We start from the raw sequence: 20,230 nt of genomic DNA, 5'->3' as shown, positions 1-20,230 counted from the left end.
GATCGTCGATCTGGTCCTGTCAGTCCCTGTATTCGACCGTGTGGAGGCCGCGCACCATCCGCACGAAGGGAAGAGGGCGGCTCGGTCGGCCCAGACGTTCGGCCAGTTCCTCCAGCACGAAACGGGTGATGGCGGGCAGGTCCAGGCTGCGCGCCTGATCCAGCGGGAGCCAGGCGATCTCGTCCAGTTCGCCGGATCCTGACGAAGGCTCGGGCGATAGCAGGGCCTCGCTCGGCGCCATGAAGAACCGGGCATCGAAGCGCCGCGTGCGACCCGGCGGGGTGATGGCGCGCGCGATATAGGACAGGACCGACAGATCGGGCAGGGCGCCCGCCTGGCGATACTCGCGCCACGGCCCGGCGACCGAGGCGCGGGGCGCCGGCCGGCCCAGAATGAGGCCCGTCTCCTCGAATGTCTCGCGCACCGCCGTCAGGACCAGGGCGCGCGCGCGCCGCGCCGGCAGTTCGCTCTCCAGCCGCCGCGCCACGTCCGACGACAGATCGCCGGTCGAGGCGGCGGTGAAGTCGCTGCGGTCGATCCGCCCTCCTGGAAACACCCATTTCGACGCCATGAACACATGGCCCGGCGCGCGCCGTCCCATCAGCACCTCCGGGCGTGATCCGCCCCGCGTCAGGATCAGGGTCGCCGCGTCCTTGGGCCGCTGGGCGCCGCCGATACACGGCGCGTCGGCCAGATCCTGCGCCGCGTCGAAGGGCGTCACTTACGCTTGCCCTTTCTGACCCCCTTCAGGCCGCCTGACGGTTTGGAGCCGTTGCGGGGCTTGGGGCCGCCGGGACGGTTGCCATTCTTGCTTTTCTGGCCGCGCATCGGCGGGCCGTCGCCGCCCCGTCCGCGAATGCCGTAGCGCGGGGCCGGGGCGTTGGGATCGCGGGGCTCGGGCTCGCTGAGCATTTCGAACACCAGTCCGCCGGTGACGGGCGTGGCCTCTCGCAGTTTGACCTCGACCATCCGGCCCAGAGTGAACCGCTTGCCCGTGCGTTCGCCGACCAGGGCGTGGGCGCGGTCGTCGTGGGTGAAATATTCGCTGCCCAAGGTCGAGACGGGGACCAGACCGTCCGCGCCCGTGTCCTCCAGACGGATGAACAGGCCAAACCGGGTGACGCCGGTGATCCTTCCGGCGAAGGTCGCCCCGATGTGCTCCTCCAGATAGGCGGCGATGTAGCGGTCCATGGCGTCGCGTTCGGCGGCCATGGAGCGGCGCTCTGTCATGGTCACGCCCTCGGCGATGGCAGGGCAGTTCGGCGATCTCGCGGTCCGTCAGCCCGTCCTTGCCCAAGCCCAGCGCCCGGATCAGGCCGCGATGGACGATCAGGTCCGAATAGCGTCGGATCGGCGAGGTGAAGTGGGCGTAGCGGTCCAGGTTCAGGCCGAAGTGGCCGACGTTCTCGGGCGAATAGATGGCCTGCATCTGGGTGCGCAGGACGACCTCGTTGACCACATCGGCGTATTCGCCGTCGCGCGTCTCGTCCAACAGCTTGTTGAACCGCTTGGTCGTGCCGGGTTCGCCCTTGTTCCAAGGCTTGCCGATGGTCGACAGGAAGTCGGCCAGGTTGAAGATCTTCTCCTGACTGGGCGCATCGTGGATGCGGTAGATGAGCGGCGTCTTCTTCTGCTCCAGGGTCTCGGCGGCGCAGACGTTGGCCTGGATCATCATCTCCTCGATCAGCCGGTGCGCCTCAAGCGAGGTGCGTTTCTCGATGGAGGCGATCCCGCCATCCGGCGCCATGCGGATGCGGCGTTCGGCCGATTCAATCTGCAGCGGGCTGCGCTTCAGCCGCCCCTTCAGCATGGCGTGATAGGCGTTCCACAGCGGATAGAGGATGGCCTCCATGATCGGGCCGGTGGCGTCGTCCTGTTCACCGTCGATGGCGGCCTGGGCCTGTTCGTAGCTGAGCTTGGCGTGCGACCGCATCAGGCCGCGCACGAACCTGTGGCCGGTCTTTCGGCCGTCCTTGTCGAAGACCATCCGAACGGCGAGACAGGCGCGGTTCTCGCCCTGCTTCAGGCTGCACAGACCGTTCGACAGCACCTCCGGCAGCATCGGCTCGACGCGGTCGGGGAAGTAGGTGGAGTTGCCCTTGTCGCGCGCCTCGCGGTCCAACTGGCTGCCGGGGCGGACATAGGCGGCGACGTCGGCGATGGCGACCCAGACGATCCAGCCGCCGGGGTTCTTGGGGTCTTCGTCGCGCGCGGCATAGACGGCGTCGTCGTGGTCGCGCGCGTCGGCGGGGTCGATGGTGATGAAGGGGACGTCGCGCAGGTCCTCGCGGCCCTTCAGGGTCGGCAGCGCCTGATCCTCGGCCTCGCGCTCGACCGCCTCGGAGAAGCCGGTCGGTATGCTGTGGGCGTAGATTGCGATCAGAGAGGCGGCGCGGGGATCGTCCTCCTTGCCGATATGTTCCAGGATCTTGCCGCGTTTGGGGCCATAGCGCTGATCGCCCTTCTCGACGGCGGCCAGGACCAGATCGCCGTCACGCAGGTCGCCGGACTGGGCCTGGGGCACCAGCAGCACGTCCTTGGAGCGGCGGTCGACCGGCTCGACGCGGGTTTCGCGCGCCGACTTGCGGATGACGCCCAGGACGCGGTTGGAGCCCACGTCCAGCTTTTTGATTAGTCGGGCTTCCCAACCCTCCGCGCCGCGCTGGAACTTTACCAGCACGCGATCGCCCAGGCCAGGCGCGGCCTTGGACTTGTCGGGCATCAGAATGGCGCGCGGGGCGTCGGGACTGGCCTCGACCAGGCGCACATACAGTTCGCCGTCCCCGTCGCGTTCGATCACATCGGCGACGCCGACGGGGGGCAGGGCGCCGGCTTCGGAAAAGCCATTGCGACCGCGTTTGCCCAGTCGCCCTTCGGCTTCCAGTTCGCGGATCATTTCGCGCAAGGCCCGGCGGTCGCCGCCCTTCAGGCCGAAATGGCGCGCGATGTCGGTCTTCTCGGCCGATCCTGTCTCTCGCAGAAAGGCGAGGAGCGTGTCTTTGTCGGGGAGGCCGGCGGGCGGCCTCTTGGATGATTTGGTCATTCTGTCTTTCGTAGCGCGGAACCGCGCTCTTGCGTAAATCTTGAGGGGTCAAATCTTGCGTGAGTTGACCGCGTGAAGGCGGGGCTTCAGCTTCCGCCCGCCCCGAATGGAGTTTTCGATGTCCCTGAACGCCCCCGCCCTGAGCGCGACCGTCTCGTCGCCGCTGGATCTGATCGGCAAGACGCCGATGGTGGAGGTGACGAAGATCGACACCGGCCCGTGCCGCCTGCTGCTGAAGCTGGAGTCCCAGAACCCCGGCGGTTCGATCAAGGATCGGATCGCCATCTCGATGCTGGACGCCGCCGAGCGCGAAGGCTTCCTCAAGGAAGGCGGCACCATCGTGGAGGCGACGGCGGGCAACACCGGCCTGGCGTTGACGCTGGTCGGTCGGGCCAGGGGATATAAGGTGCTTCTGGTCATCCCGGACAAGATGTCCAAGGAAAAGATCCAGCATCTCAGGGCCATGGGCGCCGATGTTCGCCTGACACGGTCGGACGTGCCGCACGGCCACCCGGAGTATTACACCGATATGGCCGAGCGTCTGGCCCAGGGCATTCCGGGCGGCTTCTATGTCAATCAGTTCGCCAACGCCGCCAACGCCGAGGCCCATGTGAAGACGACGGGGCCGGAAATCTGGGAGCAGACGGGCGGCGACATCGACGCCTTCGTCGCCGGCATCGGCTCGGGCGGCACCATCACCGGCGTGGCGCAGTTTCTGAAGAGCGTCGGCTCGAAGGCCCAGATCATCCTGGCCGATCCGGTCGGCTCTACCCTGGCGGGCATCGTCAACGATGGCGTCCCAGGGCCGGAGGGCAGCTATACCGTCGAGGGAATCGGCCAGAACTTCGTGCCCGACACGGCGGACATGAGCCTGATCGACCGCGCCTATTCCATTTCCGACGCGGAAGCCGTGGCGACGGTGCGCGAACTGCTGCTGAAGGAAGGCATTCTGGCGGGTTCGTCTTCGGGCACGCTGATCGCCACGGCCCTGCGGTGGTGCCGCGAACAGACGGAGGCCAAGACCTGCGTCACCTTCGTGTGCGACACCGGGGCAAAGTATCTGTCGAAGGTCTATAACGACGCCTGGCTGGCCGATCAGGGCTTGGGCGAGCGCGATATCCACGGCGACCTGTCGGACCTGATCAACCGCAAATACGAGAACGGCGACGTGGTGGTCGCCGGGCCGGGCGACACCCTGGACACGGCCTTCAAGCGGATGAAGGGCGCCGACGTGTCCCAGCTGCCGATCATCGAGGACGGCCGTCTGGTCGGCATTCTGGACGAAAGCGACCTGATCCAGGTGATGAACACCGACGAGATCACGCGCAAGGAACGGTTCGCCAAGCCGGTGTCCTCGGCCATGACGCGCGACCTGGACACGCTTCAGGTCAACGAGCCGCTGGACGCCCTGATTCCCGTGTTCGACCGTGATCGCGTGGCCATTGTGCTGGACGGCGAGCGGTTCGTGGGGCTGATCACTCGCACCGACCTGATCAATCACCTCAGCCTGAACCGGTAAGCCGATGAGCAACAAGAAGAACAGCCAGGGCTTCTCGACCCGCGCCATCCACGCCGGCCAGCGTCCCGACCCGACGACGGGGGCGGTGATGACGCCGATCTACGCCACCTCGACCTACGCTCAGGAAAGCCCGGGCGTGAACAAGGGCTATGAGTATGCGCGGGGCAAGAACCCGACGCGCGAGGCGTTCGAGGCCTGTGTCGCCGATCTGGAAGGCGGCACGCACGGGTTCGGCTTCGGCTCGGGCATGGCGGCGACCTCGACGGCGCTGGAGCTGCTGGACGCGGGCGACCATGTCGTCACGGGCGACGACCTGTATGGCGGGTCGTGGCGGCTGTTCGAGCGGGTGCGGCGGCGCTCCATGGGGCTGGACTTCGCCTATGTAGACCTGAGCGACATCGCGGCGGTCGAGGCGGCGATCACGCCCAAGACGAAGATGCTGTGGGTCGAGACCCCGACCAATCCGTTGATGAAGCTGGCCGACATCGCCGCCCTGTCGAAGGTGGCCAAGGCGCACGGCCTGCTGCTGATCGTGGACAACACCTTCGCCACCCCCTTCTGCCAGCAGCCGCTGAGCTTGGGGGCGGACGTGGTCATGCACTCGGCGACCAAATATCTGAACGGCCATTCGGACATCATCGGCGGGGTGCTGGTGACGGGCGACCCTGAGTTGGCGACGCGGATCAAGTTCCTGCAGAACTCGGTCGGCGGGGTCATGGGGCCGTTCGACGCTTTCCTGGCCAACCGGGGCCTGAAGACGCTGGCGCTGCGGATGAAGGCGCACTGCGAGAATGCGCTGACGGTGGCGCGCTGGCTGGAGACGCGGGCCGGCATCGCCAAGGTGATCTATCCGGGCCTGATCGCCCATCCGCAGCACGAACTGGCCGCGCGCCAGATGAGCGGCGGCTTCGGCGGCATGGTGACGGTGATCCTGGACGGCGATCTGGAGCGGACGCGGCGGGTGCTGGAGCGGGTTCAGGTCTTCACCCTGGCGGAATCGCTGGGCGGGGTCGAAAGCCTTGTGAACCACCCGGCGATCATGACCCACGCCAGCGTGCCCAAGGAGGTGCGCGAGGCGGGCGGCGTGACCGACAACCTGATCCGTCTGTCGGTCGGGGTCGAGAACGTCGAGGACCTGATTGCCGATCTGGATCAAGCCCTGGACTGAACCTCGGCGTCATCCATCGCCAAGGCGACGAAGCTGCCTTCGAAACGGCCAGCCGCCTGACCGTTTTCCGTCAGGATCGCCGCGACTGTGATCCGCGCCTTGCCGCGACGCCGGAACATGGCGAGGAAGCGGGGCCAGTCGGCAGGCGTTGCCAGAATAGCGGTGGACTGGAACGTGCCTGCGATCGGCTGATCGTAGTGGACGGTGTTCGACTGGATCACCAGCCGCGCCTTCAGCCCTTCCGTCGCCAGCTTGGTATGCACCAGCGACCACGCCGACAGGATCGCCAACGCCGAGGCGCTGCCGCCGAACACCGTGTCGCGATGGTTGATGTTGGGCGCCAACGGCGCTTCCAGCGTCAGGGCGTCCGCCGTGACGGCCCGGACGCTCACCTGCATCGCGTGCGACAGCGGTATGTGGTCGTGGAGGTAGGTCTGAAGGGCATCAGCGGTCATGATGTCTTCTAGCAATCGCGACACCCGTAGGCGAGGTAGGAAGGCTGAGCTTCAGAAGGCGTAGGCGACCTTGGCGACCAAGGCGTCCTCATACTGCTCGCCGAAGGTGTGAGCGTCGGTGTCATAGTAGCGTAGATCGACTTCGATGGCGTCGGTGAGGGCGTAGGTCACGCCGGCGTTCCAGCCGGTGTAGTCGGGCGCGCCGTTCTGCTCGCGCCGACCGACGGCGACCGTGCCGTTCAGCTTGTTGGTGAAGTCCCACCCTACGCGGCCCTCGACCCAGGTGAAGGACCGAGTGGAGCCGGCGGCGTCGGGCGAATACTGGACCTGAAGGCGGGCGCTGGCTGGGCCGATGGAGCGGCTGGCGTTGCCGGTGAACTCCCAGCCCGTCTCGTCATAGCCCGCCTCGGCGTCGAGGCGGTGCTTGTAGACGGCGTTGAAGTCGAAGCTGTAGCCGAAGGCCTCGGGCTGGTAGCCGAAGACGAGTTCGGCCTCGACGTTGGAGCCGCCCGACTGGACCGTTTCAAAGCCGGGACCGGCGTAGAAGAGGCCGTCGGCGCTTTCCCAGGTCGCCGAGCCGAAGGCGTAGCCGTCGTTGCCGGATTTGGACGCATTCTTGGAACGGTTGTCCGTCCCCGCGCCCAGTTCGAACGACCAGGCGTCCCGCGACGCGGACGCGCCGGGGGCGGACTGGGCCGCCGCGGGGGTGACGAGGGCGGCGGCGGAAAGGGCGGCGAGGATGGTCGTGCGGATCATGGCGGCTCCAACGCGCGAGATGCGGATTGGCGCCGCCTTTAGCGTGCTGCGGACTTGATAGCGAACTCCTCCGTGGCCTGAGCGAACTCTTGTCGCAGGCGCGCGACCAGTTCGGCGGCCGGCAGGACGTCGTGGATGGCGCCCGCGCCTTGCCCTGCGGACCAGACGGTTTTCCACGCCTTGGCCTCGTCGCCCATGTCCAGTTTGTGGTCCGGCAGGTGTTTGGGATCGATCCCGTTCTCGATCAGAGACTTGCTCATGAAGTTGGCCGGGATGCCCGATACGGCGGGCGTGTGGACGATGTCGGTCGAGCCGCTGTCGACGATCATCTGCTTGTAGGCCGGGGCGGCCATCGCCTCGGTCGTGTTGATGAAGCGGGTGCCCATATAGGCGAAGTCGGCGCCCAGCATCAGGGCGGCGGCCACGTCCCGACCCGTCGAGATGGCGCCCGACAGGATGATGGTCCCGTCGAAGAAGCCGCGGACCTCGTTGACCAGGGCGAAGGGGTTGATGATCCCCGCATGGCCGCCCGCGCCGTTGGCGACCAGGATCAGCCCGTCCACGCCCGCCTCGGCGGCCTTTCGCGCGTGGCGGATGTTGGCGATGTCATGGAAGACCACGCCGCCATAGCCATGCACCGCCTCCACGACGTCCCGCACCGCGCCCAGGGAGGTGATGATCAGGGGGACCTTCTCCTCGACCGACACGGTCAGGTCGGCCGTCAGCCGGGGGTTGGTCGGATGGACGATGTGGTTGACGCCGAAGGCCGCGGCGTCGGGCGTCAGCCGGCCGCGAATCTCATGAATCCATTCCCGATAGCCCTCGGTCGTGCGCTGGTTCAGGGAGGGAAAGGTCCCGATCACGCCCGCGTTGCACGCCGCGACCACCAGGTCCGGGCCGGACACCAGGAACATCGGCGCCGAAATGATCGGCAGGGTCAGACCTTTTTGCAGCGAAGCGGGAATGGCCACGGGCGTCTCCTTGTTTTTCTTTCGCTACGCCTAGCGGGCTGTCGCCGGGGAAGGCAAATGGTCCGTCGTCGTGGGCCGACCTGTGAAAGGGAAGTCCAAACAGTCCAAACAGTCCAAACAGTCCAAACAGTCCAAACAGTCCAAACAGTCCAAACAGTCCAAACAGTCCAAACAGTCCGAACAGTCCGAACAGTCCGAACAGTCCGATCAGTCCGAACGGTCCGACCAGTCCAACAGGCCGGTCGCGGGGTCGGCATGTTAAGGGCTTCCGCGACCAAGGCGCGCAGATCGGCGGTGGCGCCGGACAAGTGTTGGAACAGGCAGAACAGTTTCGGCGACTTTAGGGGCGCACAAGGCTTTATTCCTCCCCTGATGGGGGAAGGATTTTCATACGCATCGCAAGGGCCTAAATGGCGCGCATGACCCATTATACCGAAGGCCTCAGCCAACTCGGCGCCCAGACCGTCGCCCCGACCAGCCCGGAAGAGGCGGTGCTGGAGCGGGTGCCCAACCCCCATGCCGACACCTTGTATCTGGCGCGGTTCACGGCGCCCGAGTTCACCAGCCTGTGCCCCGTGACGGGCCAGCCCGACTTCGCCCATCTGGTGATCGACTATGCGCCGGGTGACTGGCTGGTCGAATCCAAGAGCCTGAAGCTGTATTTGACAGCTTTTCGCAACCACGGCGCCTTCCACGAGGACTGCACCGTCGCCATCGGCCGCAAACTGGCGGACCTGCTGGCCCCGAAATGGCTGCGGATCGGCGGCTACTGGTATCCGCGCGGCGGCATTCCGATCGACGTCTTCTGGCAGACGGGCGCCCCGCCCGAGGGACTGTGGCTGCCGGACCAGGGCGTGCCGACGTATCGCGGGCGGGGGTGAATCAGGCTCCGGATTCAAGCGGGAGCCTGATTCACGCCTAAGACGGAACCGCGGCGCGGTTCCGGCTGAAACGATCAGTCTCTAGCCGCCGAAGCGGATGCGGACGCCGGCGTTGGCGACGAAGCCTTCCAGCGGCGCCCAGGCGTCGGTGGTCCAGCGGCCGTCGGCGGTGCGCGAGGGGCGCAGCAGCGGATCGGTGCGGGTCTGGCGTTCGTCCAGCAGGTTTTCCAGGTTCAGGAAGATGCGGTAGCGACCCAGCACCACCTCGCCCAGCAGCCCCAGCTCCCAATAGGCGTCGCCGCGCGCACGATAGGGGTTGTCGTCCAGGGACTGGGCGTCTGTGTAATAGGCTTCGAAGCCCAGCCGCCCGCGATCCTGATCTTCCCACAGGGCGACGAGGCCGGCGGTGTGGCGCGGCGTCAGCGGCGTGACGCGACGGCCGGCGCCGACGGGGTCGGGCTGATCCGCGTCAAGATACATGTAGCTGGCTGTGACCACGAAGGGCGCGCGACGCCAGCGGCCCAGCATTTCGACCCCGCGCGTGCGCGTCGCCCCGTCCACATTGACCAGACCAACGCGGTCGGCGGCGACGGGAACGAGTTGCAGCGCATCGTCGATGTTCGAGCCGAACAGAGTCAGATTGGTCTCCCACGGCCCCCGCGCATAGCCCAGGTCCAGCGAGGCGGTCGAGGCGGTTTCCGCCCTCAGGTCGGCCAGGGGCTCCAGACGCGACAGACCCGCGGCCTCGGTCTCTTCGACGAAGGGCGTCGGGGCGTAGAAGCCCTGGCCCCAGGAGCCGCGCACCGTCCAGGCGCCGGGCCGCCACAGCAGCGACAGGCGCGGGCTGAACTGTCCGCCGTATCGGCTGTGGTCGTCGTAGCGGGCGCTGGCGGCCAGGGTCAGCGCCTCGGTCCAGTCCCATTCGACCTGGGCGAAGACGGCGGGCGCGGTGTAGCGATAGTCGAAGACGGGAAACGCCTGCGACGCATAGTCGTCGGCCTGCCAGACGACGCCGCCCAGCCAGGCTGCGCCGCCCGCCTCGCCTGAAACCGAGGTCTCCAACAGGAAGGTGCGGTGGCGATCCGATTCCATCAGATCGCCATAGCGGTGGTCGTGCTTCTGCTCGGCCGCGGAGGCGCGGGTCTGGAACAGGACGTCAGGGCCGAACGGGCGTTCGTAGACGACGCCCGCGTCCCGCCGCTCGGTCTGCTGGTCCAGGCGGAAGGGGCGTCCATCCGGCGCCGTCGCGCCGTCCAACGTGCCGCCGCGCCGTTGCTCGCCCATCACGCCGGCGGTCAGGAACAGGGTCGCTCCGTCGTCGCCCGTCCAGAACAGGCGCGGACGCGCGGACCAGCGGTCATAGCCCGCCATGTCGATCCAGCCGTCGCCGTCCAGGTCCTGGGTCGCCTGATGATTGTAGGTCGCCAGCAGCGAGCCTCGCCAGTGATCGGACAGGGGCGCGGAGCCGTAGGCCGAGACATCCTGGCCGTCGCGGCTCGTGGCGTTCAGGATCAGTTCGCCCGAGGGCGCGTCACCCGGCCGTCGCGAGATCAGGTTGATGACCCCGCCCAGGGCCTGGCCGCCATACAGGGCCGAGGCCGCGCCCTTGATGACCTCGACCTGGCCCAGGTCGCTGGGCGGAATTTGCAGCAGCCCCAGCGCCTGGCCGCCGTATAGCGGCAGGCCGTCGGCCAGCAACTGGGTGTAACGCCCGCCCATGCCCTGGACGCGCACGTTGGCGGCCCCTAGGCCCGGCGACGTGACCTGGACGCGGACCCCGCCCGTCTCGGCCAGGATCATCGAAATATTGCCGGGCCGCATCATCAGCTTCTCGGCGATCTCTTCCTGATTGAGGACCTCGACGCGGAGGGGTTCGTCCTGGATACGGCGGCGTGAGCGGGTGGAGACGACGACGATCTCCTCGACCTCTGCGATGTCTTCGGTCTGAGACGGCGTCTGAACGGACGGCGGGCTTTGAGCCACGCCTGTCGCGGGGAAAAGGAGGGCCAGGGCGGCGCCGGCCAGCAGGCGGCTTGAAAGGGTGTTCATCGTGGTGATCCTCGACCGGCGCATGGGCCGGTCCTGACAGCGTTGGCCATGTCCCGGTCAGGCGGGACGCGGCGGTGCGGAAAGACCGGGGAGGGCCCCGGCGGGGATCAGGCGCGCGGGGGGCGGCTTAGATCGGCCGGATCGAGCGGCGACCGTTCGGGGGAATGGCTCCAGGACAGTCGAAGCGCAAGGGGCGTCGGCTGATCCATGAACGCAGCGCCGGGCAAGGCGGCGGGATGCGGCGCGTGGCAGCAGCCGTTGGCGCAGGCCGGGCCGCAGTCGGGACAGCCGCCTCGCGCGTCGTCCGGCATGGCCTGCACGCCGGTAGCGACATAGGCGCAGTTTTCGTCGACGCAGGCATGGGCCGACACCGCCGGCGAGAAGACCGAGAGCAGAAGCAGAAGCTGGAAGACCAGCCTCAGGCCGCCGAACGCTGTGGTCACGGGCTGTCGCATCGCGGAACAGGTCTTAGAATGAAGCGGGCGGGCTGGCAACGGCGGGCGTTCCGTCCGGCGCGATCAGCCTCTAGTCTGCGACCCGATGTCTCGTTCGCACACCCTCCCGCTCGAAGCCTGGGGCCGTCGTCTGATGACGCGGGCGGAGGCGTGGGCGCATCGGTCTCGGGGGCGGCGCTACGCCTATGAGTTCCTGTGGTTCGGGCTTAAGCAGGGGTGGGCGTGTCTGTTCGGGGGGCTGATGCTGGCCCTGATCGTGGGGACGTGGCTGGTCTGGCCGCAGGATACGCCGGTGTCGCGTTACGACTTTCTGGTCGTGGGGGCGGTGGCGATCCAGGCGGCGATGCTGATTTTCCGGCTGGAGAGCGGGGAGGAGGCGCGGGTGATCTTCCTGTTCCATGTGGCGGGGACGATCATGGAGCTGTTCAAGACCGCGCACGGGTCGTGGCTCTATCCCGAGGAGTCCTTGCTCCGGATCGGGGCTGTGCCGCTGTTCTCGGGTTTCATGTATGCGGCGGTGGGCAGCTATATCGCGCGGGTCCAGCGCATCTTTCACATCCGGGTGCGGCGGTATCCGCCGCTGTGGGCGACCTGGGCGCTGGCGGCGGCGATCTACGTCAACTTCTTCGCCCATCACTGGCTGCCGGATGTGCGGATCGCGCTGTTCGCCGCGACGGCGCTGCTGTTCGGGCGGGGCTGGTTCTATTTCACGGCGGATCGGACGCGGCGGTCGATGCCGCTGCTGCTCGGCTATTTCCTGGTGGCCCTGTTCATCTGGTTCGCCGAGAACCTGGGCACCCTGGGGCGGGCCTGGGTCTATCCGGGACAGGCGACGGGGTGGGAGATGGTGTCCCTGGCCAAGCTGGGCAGCTGGTTCCTGCTGATGATCATCTCGGTGGTGCTGGTGTCCCTGGTCCACCGGCCCCAGGACGAGGTCAGCGCCCCTGAAGCACGCCGCGCATGACGGCCGAGCGGCGCGCCAGCCGCGCCTTCACCAGACGATAGGCCACCGCCACGATCAGGATGGCCAGGGCCACCGCGCCCAGAAGCAGGGTCGTGCCGTGCGCCTCGGTCAACAGCTCCATCCGCGCCAGACCCTGCGCGGCCAGATAGCCGGGCGCCAGCATGGCCAGGACCCAGACGATCCCGGACGTGACATTGCCGAACTGGAAGGCGCGCTGGCGCATCCTGAGCATGCCCAGCGTCAGGGGAACGAAGGCGCGCAAGGGGCCGAAGAAGCGGCCGACGAAGATCGACAGCACCCCATAGCGGCGACAATACAGCCGGGTCCAGGCGATGCGGCGGCGGTGGGGCTTGAACATCGGGCGCTGCAGGAATCGCACGCCCAGCCGACGGCCGGCCCAGAAGCTGATGGCGTCGCCCAGGACCGCGCCGACGATGCAGCCGACGATGACATTGACCGGGTCCAGCACCCCCGCCGCCATCAGGCCGCCGGCCGCGATCAGCAGGCCGGTCGCCGGCACGAAGGCGCCGATCACCGCCAGGGATTCGACGAAGACGACCAGGCCCAGCAGCACGCCGGCCCACATATGATGTCGGGCGATGAAGTCGCCCGCAGCTTGCAACGCGGAGTCCATACGGATGGCCTTGGGGAGAAAGGCGGCGTCGGTCGAGGGTGAACCGACGGGAAGCGACCTTATGCCGCCGTCTTACGGCAGGCGTGTGACCTTGGCCGACATTTCGGGACGGGGACGCTCCAGCGGCGGTTCGGCCAGGGTTCCGATGTGGATGAAGCCGGCGATCCGCTCGCCCTCCTGGACGCCGAACAGGGCGGCGGCGTGCGGGTCGTAGCTGTACCAGTCGGTGATCCAGCTGGCCGAATAGCCGAAACCGCCGGCGGCGTGCTCCAGGTTCATGCAGACGGCGCCGGCCGACAGCTCCTGCTCCCAGACGGGTTTCGAGGCTGGGACGGGCGCGGAGACGACAAGAAGGGTGACGGGGGCGGCGGTCAGCTTGGCCAGGACGGCCTGGTTCTTGGCCGGCTTGTCGCGCAGCTCGGCCAGGACGGCCAGTTTTTCGGCGATCTGGGCGCGGGTCTGAGGCCCCAGGACGACGAACCGCCAGGGAAACAGCTTGCCGTGGTCGGGGGTGCGGGCGCCCAGTTGCAGGATTTGGTCCAGTTCGGCCTCGGACGGACCGGGCGCGGTCAGGGCCTGGGCCGGCGCCGAACGGCGCGTGGCCAGCCGCTCCAGAAATTCAGGCGAGGGGACAGGCAGGGGCAAGGCGTCAGTCAGATCGGTCATGGGCCGTAGCTAGGCTTTCGTCCCCGTATCCGCCATACCCGGACCATGAGCAAATCCGACCGAGAGCCGCGCTGGGCCCAGGGCCTGGCCAAACCGCCCGCCTGGCGCAGCGACGGGACCGAGACGGTGTTCGAAAACCCGTGGATGGCGGTGACGCGCCATCCCTCCACCGCGCCGACGGGGATGAAGGCCGACTACGCCGTGGTGCGGTTCAAGAACGTGGGGACCGGCGTTCTGCCGATCCACGACGACGGGACCGTGACCCTGGTGGGCCAGCAGCGGTTCGCCCATGCCAACTATTCCTGGGAAATGCCCGAGGGCGGGGCGCCGCTGGACGAAGACCCGTTCGACGGGGTGCGCCGCGAACTGGCCGAAGAGGCCGGGCTGGTCGCCCAACACTGGCTTGCGGCCCTGAACGTGGAGATGTCCAACTCCATCACCGACGAGATCGGCATGACCTGGATCGCCTGGGGGCTGAACGATACGGCGACGGCCCCGGACCCCAGCGAGGACATCGCCGTCGTGCGCGTGCCGTTCCAGCAACTGCTGGACGAGATCGGGCGGGGGACGGTGCGCGACATGTTGACGGTGGCGACGGCCTATCGCGCCTACCATATGGCGATGACCGGCGCCCTCCCTGAGGCGCTGGCGCGGGCCTTGCTGGGCCGGCTATGATGGGGGCGAAGGAGCCCGGGCATGGCCAAGCTGGAAGTCGTCGCACAGGCCGAACCCGACGCGGTCTGGAGCCGGCTGCGCGCCTCGGCCGAGGCGGCGGCGCGCGAGGAGCCGCAGTTGGGCTCCCAGATGAACGCGGTCATCCTGTCCCACGACGATCTGGCCGGGGCTCTCAGCTTCCAGATCGCGCGCAAGCTGGCGGACGGGGAAATGAGCGCCATGTCGGTGCGCGAGGTCTGCCTGTCGGCCTTCGCCGCCGATCCGGCCATGGTCGAGGCGGCCGAGGCGGATCTGGAGGCCGTGGCCGAACGCGATCCGGCGATCCGCAATCTGTTGCAGCCGTTTCTCTATTTCAAAGGGTTCCAGGCGCTGCAGGGCTGGCGCGTGGCGCACTGGCTGTGGGGACAGGGGCGCGAGACCCTGGCGTTCCATTTCCAGAGCCGGATTTCCGAACTGTTTCAACTGGACATCCATCCGGCGGCGCGCATGGGCAAGGGGCTGTTTCTGGACCACGGCACGGGCATCGTAATCGGCGAGACGGCGGTGGTGGGGGACGACGTCTCCATGCTGCACAACGTCACCCTGGGCGGCACGGGCGCCGAGCGCGGCGACCGCCACCCCAAGATCGGCAAGGGCGTGCTGCTGGGCGCCGGCGCCAAGGTGCTGGGCAACATCCGCATCGGCGACTACGCCAAGGTGGCCTCGGGCTCGGTGGTGCTGAAGGACGTGCCGTCCGGCTGCACCGTGGCGGGCGTGCCCGCGCGCCTGGTCAACTGTCCCACGGGCGCCGAGCCGGCCCGGACGATGGACCACACATTGGCCGACGTGGTGTACGACTTCGTCATCTGACGGGTCAGCCAGGCGCAGACAATGCGTCGCATCGGGCGGCAAAATTCTTCGCCATTTCTGATGGTGGCGGCGGATATCTGACGGTTCCACTCCCGTCGGCATAGACAGCCGCAACCTCGAACCACTTGCCCTGGAGCAGGCGGTCACGCTGCCTTCGAGTCGGATGCAGGACATAACTCGCGTGTTTGCTAAATCCTCCATGCTCCCAAATCGGTTCGGCCATCATCGAGACGCCGGGGCTTCGTAACCCAAATACCGGCATTAGCGCCGCTGGGCCGCCCACGTCCGTGGCGAAACCGTAAGCGTCTCCCCACACATCCAAAGCCCCGTCCTTTCGGCAGACAATGGCGATCTGGACGTCTGGAACTCTCGGATAGAAGCTGTCTTTTTCGGCGATTACGAGAGTGGGGGATGAGGCCCATTCAGCCGAAGCCAAATCCCAAAAGTAGGTCTTCTCGAATGCGGCAAGGTCGAAAGTGGTCGTTTCAGGCTGGGCGGCCGGGTGTCGAGCCTGGCAAGCTGCAAGTAGTAGGCTGATCGCGATCAGGCTGGCGAAGTGTCTCATTACTTGAGGAAGAGCGGACTTTGCGCCGAACGGCAATGGCGAAGAGCCGCCTCCTGAGATTGAACGGAAAATGCGCGGCGGCGGTTTCCCTGAAGCCCCGATGTCTCTAGGGTCCGCGGCCAACACAAGACCATGAGGCCACCCGTGAAAGACACCGACCTGAAGCGCATCGAGGCGCACCTGAAGCGCACCTTCAACACCGGCGGCATCATCGTGAAGGCCCGCCCCAAGCAGACCGACTCGGCCGAGGTCTATGTCGGGGACGAGTTCATCGGCGTCGTCTTCGAGGACGAGGACGAAGAAGGCTCCTTCATGTTCGAAATGGCCATCCTGGCCGAAGACCTGCCGGCCTGACGGCCTGGACGCCGGGCCGCAGCGATGCGGCCCGATTTCTTACCCCGCGTGGGCCGCGAAGGTCAGGGTGTGGGTGTAGCTGCGATAGGGCGTGGGCGCGCCGGGCGGCGAGGGGATGCGGTGACGCACCTGGGTCATATAGGCGCCGGGGTCCGAGACCCGCAGCCTGATCTCGCCCGAGGCGTCGGTGCGAAGCTCTGCCTCGATCGTGCGGCCGTCGTACTGGCCCGCTTCACGAAACACGGTGACGACGGCGTCGGCGACGGGCCGGCCGTCGAACAGCAGGCGGAAGGCCGCGTCCTCGCCCGCCACGATGTCGCCGGGCTGAATCAGGGGAAGAAGCTCCAGTCCCCGGCCCAGGGGCCGCAAGGCCGCCGCGTCCGGCGCGCCCCGCGTCACATAGACCTCGGCGACGGTGATGCTCTGCACATCGACCAGTTCGGCGCCGGGCGGCGGCGGGCCGTCCTCCTCGCCCACCATCCTCCAGCCGTCGGCCGCGCGATACATCTTGGACGCCCGGCCCTCGCGCGGGCCGGACGACAGGCGGTAGAGGCCGTCCACCGGCGTCGGCGCCTCGAACACCGCCAGGTCGCGCAGATAGGTGACGGCCGTGATCGGCGCATCGCCCGTCGGGCCGAGGACGTGGAAGTGGTCGGAACGCATCGCCACCTCGGCGTTGAAGACCTCCTCGGTGAAGGCCGCCTCGACCGTCACATGGTCGCGGCGCGTGGCGTCGAAGACGTTCGGCCGCAGATAAGGGGAGTGGGCCTGGGCGGAACCGGCGCTCCATATAGCGAGCAGGCTGGCCAGAACACTGGCGTGGAGAGTGGATCTGCTCATGCGGGGACCTCTTGCGTCGGGTGACAATATAAGATTGCGAGGCGTTTGCAATGTCGTCGACGTGCCTGGTCCTGTTCCATCAGGTCGCGCAGAGTTCCAGAACTCCGCTAAGGCTTAGGTGTCTTCAGTCGTCGGCGAAGACCGGCATGATGGTCATTTTCAGAACGTCCCCGGCCTCCTCGCCCATGGCGATTTCGGACATCTGGCCGCGCAGGAAAGTCAGGCGTGGGGCCGCGATCTCTTTTTCGCCGCGCGCAAGATGGGCCTCGACCATCATCTGGTCGTCGCCGTCGCCCTGGACCGTGAACAGATTGGCCTCGAACTCGTAGGTGACGTCGCCGAGAGTCACAGAAGCGGTGGCCGGATGGTTTTCGATAATCTGTGTGTGGGCCGAGATCCGTGCCCTTGCGGACGACCGAGATGTCCAGACGATAATACTGGGGCGCCCTCTCCTGCGCAAAGGCGGGCGTGGCGGCCAATAGGGCGAAGGCGGTCAGGGCGGCGCGGATCATGGACGGGCTCCTCCAGGTTGCGCGGAGCCTCCATGGATTCGCGTTATGTGAACATCCCCGATCCGGCCCGACAGCCGGGGGCGTTACGCGCCGCGTTCCAACCCGGCGATCGCCTCGGCCAGGTCGTCGGCCTTCGCCTTCAGCACGGCCTGAGCGTCGTAGAGGGCGCGATTGTAGAAAAAGACGCCGATCTCGCGGGCCAGGAAATCGACCAGCATCTCGGCCTGTAGATCCCGCAGATCGACCTCCAGTTCGTCGCGGAAATAGGGACGCAGCCTGGCCGCGATGGCGGCGGTCTCTTCACGGCTGAATCGGATCGCCTTCATGCGACCTCCGCCAGGGCTTCTTCCGCCGCGATCCAGGCCTGTTCGGCGGCGTCGAGATCGGTCTGGGCCTTGGCGCGGGCGCGGGTCAGGCCCTCCAGCGCCTTGGGATCGCTGACGGCGGCCTTGGCCAACTCGTCGTCCAGCCGGGCCAGGTCGGCGGTCAGGCGGGCCATGGTCTCCTCGGCCTTCTTGACCGCATGACGCAGAGTCGAGGGGGAGGGGCCTTTTTTGTTGGTCCTGTCGCTCGCGCCGCGGGCGCTCGCCGCTGGAGGACCGTCCGTGGGTTCGGTGGAGGCGGGCTCGGGATCGTTCTTCACCTGCGACGGCTTCATGCCCGCCTGTTTGGCGCGGTCCAGGACGAATTTGGCGTAGTCGTCCATGTCGCCTTCGAACGGTTTCACCGTGCCGTCGGCGGCCAGCCACAGGCGGTCGGCGACCAGTTCCATCAGCGAGCGGTCGTGGGTGATCAGGATGACGGCGCCCGTATATTCGTTCAGCGCGTCCAGCAGGGCGCGCCGGCTGTCGATGTCCAGGTGGTTGGTCGGTTCGTCCAGGATCAGGATGTGGGGCGCGTCCATCGCCACCAGGTTCAGCAGCAGGCGGGCGCGTTCGCCCCCCGACAGGGCCGCGACCTTGGTGTCCTGTTTCTGGAAGGGCAGGCCGAACTGGGCCAGGCGGCTGCGGCGGCTGCTTTCCGAAGCCTCGGGCATGGCGCGCAGGATGATCTGCAGCGGCGTGTCCTCGGGGTCCATGGCCTCGATCTGGTGCTGGTGGAACCAGCCCACGCGCATCTTGCCGTCGCGGTGGAACTCCCCCGACTGGACCGACAGGGCCTTGGCGATCAGCTTGGCGAAGGTGGACTTGCCCGCGCCGTTGACGCCCAGCAGGCCGATCCGGTCGTCCAGGTCCATGCGCAGGTTCAGGTTCTTCAAGATCGGCTTGCCGTCCTCATAGCCCACGGCGGCTTTCTCCAGCCGGATCAGGGGCGGCGGCAAGGGGCGGTCGGGCGAGGGCAGGACGAAGGGGGCGACCCGTTCTTCGGGCGGAAGCTCGATGCGCTCCATCTTCTCAAGCTTCTTGACGCGCGACTGGGCCTGGGCGGCCTTGGACGCCTTGGCCTTGAAGCGGTCGACGAACTTCTGAAGGTGGGCGCGCTCGGCGTCCTGCTTGGCCTTGGTGGCCTCCAGCAGGCGCAGCTTTTCGGCGCGGGTGCGCTCGAAGGTGTCGTAGTTGCCGGTGTAGAGTTCCAGCTTGCGGTTCGAGAGCTGAAGGATGTGGGTGCAGACCGCGTTCAACAAGTCGCGGTCGTGGGAGATGATCAGGGCCGTGTGCGGGTACTTCTTCAGCCGCGCCTCCAGCCACAGGGCGCCTTCCAGGTCCAGATAGTTGGTCGGTTCGTCCAGCAGCAGCATGTCCGGCTCGGCGAACAGGGCGGCGGCCAGGGCGACCCGCATCCGCCACCCGCCCGAGAAGTGCGACATCGGCCGCTGAAGATCCTCCTGGCTGAAGCCCAGGCCGACCAGGATTTCGGACGCGCGGGCCGGGGCGCTCTCGGCGTCGATCTCGATCAGTCGACCCCAGATCTCGCCCATCTCCTCGGGATCGGCGGTCTCCAGCCGCGTCATCAGGTCGTGACGTTCCAGGTCGGCCTCCAGGATGGTGTCCAGGACGCTGACGGGCGTGGCCGGATGTTCCTGATCGACCGAGGCGATGCGGGCGGTCTTGGGCAGGGTGATCTCGTCGCCATTGGCGGCCAGCTCACCCAGGATGACCTTGAACAGGGTGGACTTGCCGATGCCGTTGCGGCCGACCAGGCCGACCTTGGCGCCCGGCGGCAGGCTGACCGAGGCGTCGTCCAGAAACTGGCGGCCCCAGGCGTTGAGGGTCAGGTTGTTGATCTGGAGCATGAACGGATCGAAATCTGAGATCGTCCGATGGCCGCCTATCGCCGGGCGAAGGGCCGTCAGACATGAAAAAAGGGACAGTTGGAAACTCGGGAGGTCGTCGCTATAAGCCCGCGACCCTCAAACTCCCAAACAAGAAGTCACCCTCCATGACCGAACGCACCTTCTCGATCATCAAGCCCGACGCCACGCGCCGCAACCTGACCGGCGCAATCAACGCCGTGATCGAAGGCGTCGGCCTGCGCATCGTGGCTCAGCGCCGCGTGAAGCTGACGACGGAACAGGCCAAGAAATTCTATGAAGTCCACGCCGAGCGCCCGTTCTACGGCGAACTGGTCGAGCAGATGACCGCCGAGCCGGTCGTGGTGCAGGTGCTGGAAGGCGATAACGCCGTGACCAAGTACCGCGAAGTCATGGGCGCCACCAACCCGGAACAGGCCGCCGAAGGCACCATCCGCAAGCAGTTCGCCCTGTCGATCGGCGAAAACTCGGTCCACGGCTCGGACAGCCTGGACAACGCCAAGATCGAGATCGCCCAGTTCTTCACCGAAGACCAGATCGTCGGCTAAGCGCGCCGAGCGCAGCGCCCTCGCTCAAGCCGCGAGGGACCGTGTCCCGAGCAGAGCGATACGATAAGGAAAGCC

At 67.1% G+C, this 20,230-nt stretch carries 22 protein-coding genes and 1 pseudogene; 9 read left to right on the top strand and 14 right to left on the bottom strand.

The window, feature by feature from the left end; all coding sequences use genetic code 11:
* Window positions 1-19 precede the first annotated feature (19 nt).
* Together QE389_RS04995 and rnr are read right to left on the bottom strand one after the other, a co-directional pair.
* Window positions 20-721, bottom strand: a complete 702-nt coding sequence (locus QE389_RS04995) for an NUDIX hydrolase (RefSeq protein ID WP_307365046.1) — start codon at window positions 719-721, stop codon at window positions 20-22.
* Window positions 718-3,043, bottom strand: a pseudogene (rnr, locus tag QE389_RS04990) (ribonuclease R). The gene QE389_RS04995 and the pseudogene rnr overlap by 4 nt, the downstream one beginning before the upstream one ends.
* A gap of 118 nt (window positions 3,044-3,161) precedes the next feature.
* Between rnr and QE389_RS04985 the strand changes: the two are divergent.
* Both QE389_RS04985 and QE389_RS04980 read left to right on the top strand, forming a co-directional pair.
* On the top strand, window positions 3,162-4,562 hold the full coding sequence (locus QE389_RS04985) for a cystathionine beta-synthase (RefSeq protein WP_307365044.1): 1,401 nt from the start codon (window positions 3,162-3,164) through the stop codon (window positions 4,560-4,562).
* A gap of 4 nt (window positions 4,563-4,566) precedes the next feature.
* The gene (locus QE389_RS04980) at window positions 4,567-5,730 is read left to right on the top strand and encodes a cystathionine gamma-synthase (RefSeq protein WP_307365041.1); all 1,164 of its coding nucleotides are present in this window, start codon (window positions 4,567-4,569) and stop codon (window positions 5,728-5,730) included.
* On the opposite strand, the gene QE389_RS04975 is transcribed toward QE389_RS04980, so the two are convergent.
* From QE389_RS04975 to QE389_RS04965, 3 genes are read right to left on the bottom strand one after another with little or no spacing between them, the layout of a single operon-like run.
* The gene (locus QE389_RS04975; RefSeq protein ID WP_307365039.1) at window positions 5,715-6,185 is read right to left on the bottom strand and encodes a thioesterase domain-containing protein; all 471 of its coding nucleotides are present in this window, start codon (window positions 6,183-6,185) and stop codon (window positions 5,715-5,717) included. The two genes, QE389_RS04980 and QE389_RS04975, sit on opposite strands and share 16 nt — an antisense overlap.
* Window positions 6,186-6,236: 51 nt before the next feature.
* Complete coding sequence (locus QE389_RS04970) at window positions 6,237-6,941, bottom strand: TorF family putative porin (RefSeq protein ID WP_307365037.1); 705 nt, start codon at window positions 6,939-6,941, stop codon at window positions 6,237-6,239.
* Window positions 6,942-6,979: 38 nt separating this feature from the next.
* Window positions 6,980-7,912 carry a nitronate monooxygenase family protein gene (locus tag QE389_RS04965; protein WP_307365035.1) on the bottom strand — a complete coding sequence of 311 codons (933 nt, stop codon included), beginning with the start codon at window positions 7,910-7,912 and terminating at the stop codon, window positions 6,980-6,982.
* Between the two features lie 82 nt (window positions 7,913-7,994).
* Here QE389_RS04965 and QE389_RS04960 point away from each other — a divergent pair, with 82 nt between their 5' ends.
* Together QE389_RS04960 and queF are read left to right on the top strand one after the other, a co-directional pair.
* Window positions 7,995-8,174 carry a hypothetical protein gene (locus tag QE389_RS04960; protein ID WP_307365034.1) on the top strand — a complete coding sequence of 60 codons (180 nt, stop codon included), beginning with the start codon at window positions 7,995-7,997 and terminating at the stop codon, window positions 8,172-8,174.
* Window positions 8,175-8,331: 157 nt separating this feature from the next.
* On the top strand, window positions 8,332-8,793 hold the full coding sequence (gene queF / locus QE389_RS04955) for a preQ(1) synthase (protein WP_307365032.1): 462 nt from the start codon (window positions 8,332-8,334) through the stop codon (window positions 8,791-8,793).
* 81 nt (window positions 8,794-8,874) lie between these two features.
* On the opposite strand, the gene QE389_RS04950 is transcribed toward queF, so the two are convergent.
* Both QE389_RS04950 and QE389_RS04945 read right to left on the bottom strand, forming a co-directional pair.
* Window positions 8,875-10,866: a TonB-dependent siderophore receptor gene (locus QE389_RS04950; protein WP_307365030.1), complete on the bottom strand. Its 1,992-nt coding sequence runs from the start codon at window positions 10,864-10,866 to the stop codon at window positions 8,875-8,877.
* A gap of 83 nt (window positions 10,867-10,949) precedes the next feature.
* A complete protein-coding gene (locus QE389_RS04945) occupies window positions 10,950-11,285 on the bottom strand; it encodes a hypothetical protein (RefSeq protein WP_307365028.1) in 336 nt (111 codons plus the stop codon).
* Window positions 11,286-11,382: 97 nt separating this feature from the next.
* Here QE389_RS04945 and QE389_RS04940 point away from each other — a divergent pair, with 97 nt between their 5' ends.
* Window positions 11,383-12,261 carry a DUF817 domain-containing protein gene (locus QE389_RS04940; protein WP_307365026.1) on the top strand — a complete coding sequence of 293 codons (879 nt, stop codon included), beginning with the start codon at window positions 11,383-11,385 and terminating at the stop codon, window positions 12,259-12,261.
* Here the strand turns inward: QE389_RS04940 and QE389_RS04935 are convergent.
* Together QE389_RS04935 and QE389_RS04930 are read right to left on the bottom strand one after the other, a co-directional pair.
* On the bottom strand, window positions 12,233-12,895 hold the full coding sequence (locus QE389_RS04935) for a DedA family protein (RefSeq protein ID WP_307365024.1): 663 nt from the start codon (window positions 12,893-12,895) through the stop codon (window positions 12,233-12,235). The genes QE389_RS04940 and QE389_RS04935 overlap by 29 nt on opposite strands.
* Before the next feature lie 72 nt (window positions 12,896-12,967).
* Window positions 12,968-13,561, bottom strand: coding sequence for a nitroreductase (locus QE389_RS04930; protein ID WP_307365022.1), 594 nt, complete (start codon window positions 13,559-13,561; stop codon window positions 12,968-12,970).
* A gap of 45 nt (window positions 13,562-13,606) precedes the next feature.
* On the opposite strand from QE389_RS04930, the gene QE389_RS04925 reads away from it, so the two are divergent.
* On the top strand, window positions 13,607-14,236 hold the full coding sequence (locus QE389_RS04925; RefSeq protein WP_307365020.1) for an NUDIX hydrolase: 630 nt from the start codon (window positions 13,607-13,609) through the stop codon (window positions 14,234-14,236).
* 21 nt (window positions 14,237-14,257) lie between these two features.
* Window positions 14,258-15,085, top strand: a complete 828-nt coding sequence (cysE, locus tag QE389_RS04920) for a serine O-acetyltransferase (RefSeq protein WP_307365018.1) — start codon at window positions 14,258-14,260, stop codon at window positions 15,083-15,085.
* Window positions 15,086-15,089: 4 nt separating this feature from the next.
* On the opposite strand, the gene QE389_RS04915 is transcribed toward cysE, so the two are convergent.
* A complete protein-coding gene (locus tag QE389_RS04915; protein WP_307365016.1) occupies window positions 15,090-15,686 on the bottom strand; it encodes a hypothetical protein in 597 nt (198 codons plus the stop codon).
* Between the two features lie 108 nt (window positions 15,687-15,794).
* Between QE389_RS04915 and QE389_RS04910 the strand changes: the two genes are divergently transcribed.
* Window positions 15,795-16,004, top strand: a complete 210-nt coding sequence (locus tag QE389_RS04910; protein WP_152949877.1) for a DUF3126 family protein — start codon at window positions 15,795-15,797, stop codon at window positions 16,002-16,004.
* A gap of 39 nt (window positions 16,005-16,043) precedes the next feature.
* On the opposite strand, the gene QE389_RS04905 is transcribed toward QE389_RS04910, so the two are convergent.
* The 4 genes from QE389_RS04905 to QE389_RS04890 form a co-directional block, all read right to left on the bottom strand.
* A complete protein-coding gene (locus tag QE389_RS04905; RefSeq protein WP_307365012.1) occupies window positions 16,044-16,844 on the bottom strand; it encodes a DUF4198 domain-containing protein in 801 nt (266 codons plus the stop codon).
* A 124-nt stretch (window positions 16,845-16,968) separates the two neighbouring features.
* Window positions 16,969-17,193: a hypothetical protein gene (locus tag QE389_RS04900; protein ID WP_307365010.1), complete on the bottom strand. Its 225-nt coding sequence runs from the start codon at window positions 17,191-17,193 to the stop codon at window positions 16,969-16,971.
* Window positions 17,194-17,439: 246 nt separating this feature from the next.
* A complete protein-coding gene (locus tag QE389_RS04895) occupies window positions 17,440-17,682 on the bottom strand; it encodes a DUF2164 domain-containing protein (protein ID WP_307365008.1) in 243 nt (80 codons plus the stop codon).
* Entirely contained in the window at window positions 17,679-19,589 is a 1,911-nt protein-coding gene (locus tag QE389_RS04890; protein WP_307365006.1) for an ABC-F family ATP-binding cassette domain-containing protein, read from the bottom strand. The genes QE389_RS04895 and QE389_RS04890 overlap by 4 nt, the downstream gene beginning before the upstream one ends.
* 146 nt (window positions 19,590-19,735) lie before the next feature.
* Here QE389_RS04890 and ndk point away from each other — a divergent pair, with 146 nt between their 5' ends.
* Window positions 19,736-20,155: a nucleoside-diphosphate kinase gene (gene ndk / locus QE389_RS04885; RefSeq protein ID WP_307365005.1), complete on the top strand. Its 420-nt coding sequence runs from the start codon at window positions 19,736-19,738 to the stop codon at window positions 20,153-20,155.
* The last annotated feature ends 75 nt before the right edge of the window (window positions 20,156-20,230 follow it).

The sequence above is a fragment of the Brevundimonas sp. SORGH_AS_0993 genome, assembly GCF_030818545.1.
Lineage (GTDB): Bacteria > Pseudomonadota > Alphaproteobacteria > Caulobacterales > Caulobacteraceae > Brevundimonas.
The sequence above is the reverse complement of the archived record's forward strand: the minus strand, read 5'-3'. Positions and strand labels throughout refer to the sequence as shown.

What these genes read in the sequence shown, in the direction of transcription:
- QE389_RS04985 (WP_307365044.1), top strand. Translation starts at nt 3,162, where the DNA reads ATGTCCCTGAACGCCCCCGCCCTGAGCGCGACCGTCTCGTCGCCGCTG.
- QE389_RS04980 (WP_307365041.1), top strand. Translation starts at nt 4,567, where the DNA reads ATGAGCAACAAGAAGAACAGCCAGGGCTTCTCGACCCGCGCCATCCAC.
- QE389_RS04975 (WP_307365039.1), bottom strand. Translation starts at nt 6,185, where the DNA reads ATGACCGCTGATGCCCTTCAGACCTACCTCCACGACCACATACCGCTG.
- QE389_RS04970 (WP_307365037.1), bottom strand. Translation starts at nt 6,941, where the DNA reads ATGATCCGCACGACCATCCTCGCCGCCCTTTCCGCCGCCGCCCTCGTC.
- queF (WP_307365032.1), top strand. Translation starts at nt 8,332, where the DNA reads ATGACCCATTATACCGAAGGCCTCAGCCAACTCGGCGCCCAGACCGTC.
- QE389_RS04950 (WP_307365030.1), bottom strand. Translation starts at nt 10,866, where the DNA reads ATGCGCCGGTCGAGGATCACCACGATGAACACCCTTTCAAGCCGCCTG.
- QE389_RS04940 (WP_307365026.1), top strand. Translation starts at nt 11,383, where the DNA reads ATGTCTCGTTCGCACACCCTCCCGCTCGAAGCCTGGGGCCGTCGTCTG.
- QE389_RS04935 (WP_307365024.1), bottom strand. Translation starts at nt 12,895, where the DNA reads ATGGACTCCGCGTTGCAAGCTGCGGGCGACTTCATCGCCCGACATCAT.
- QE389_RS04930 (WP_307365022.1), bottom strand. Translation starts at nt 13,561, where the DNA reads ATGACCGATCTGACTGACGCCTTGCCCCTGCCTGTCCCCTCGCCTGAA.
- QE389_RS04925 (WP_307365020.1), top strand. Translation starts at nt 13,607, where the DNA reads ATGAGCAAATCCGACCGAGAGCCGCGCTGGGCCCAGGGCCTGGCCAAA.
- cysE (WP_307365018.1), top strand. Translation starts at nt 14,258, where the DNA reads ATGGCCAAGCTGGAAGTCGTCGCACAGGCCGAACCCGACGCGGTCTGG.
- QE389_RS04905 (WP_307365012.1), bottom strand. Translation starts at nt 16,844, where the DNA reads ATGAGCAGATCCACTCTCCACGCCAGTGTTCTGGCCAGCCTGCTCGCT.
- QE389_RS04895 (WP_307365008.1), bottom strand. Translation starts at nt 17,682, where the DNA reads ATGAAGGCGATCCGATTCAGCCGTGAAGAGACCGCCGCCATCGCGGCC.
- QE389_RS04890 (WP_307365006.1), bottom strand. Translation starts at nt 19,589, where the DNA reads ATGCTCCAGATCAACAACCTGACCCTCAACGCCTGGGGCCGCCAGTTT.
- ndk (WP_307365005.1), top strand. Translation starts at nt 19,736, where the DNA reads ATGACCGAACGCACCTTCTCGATCATCAAGCCCGACGCCACGCGCCGC.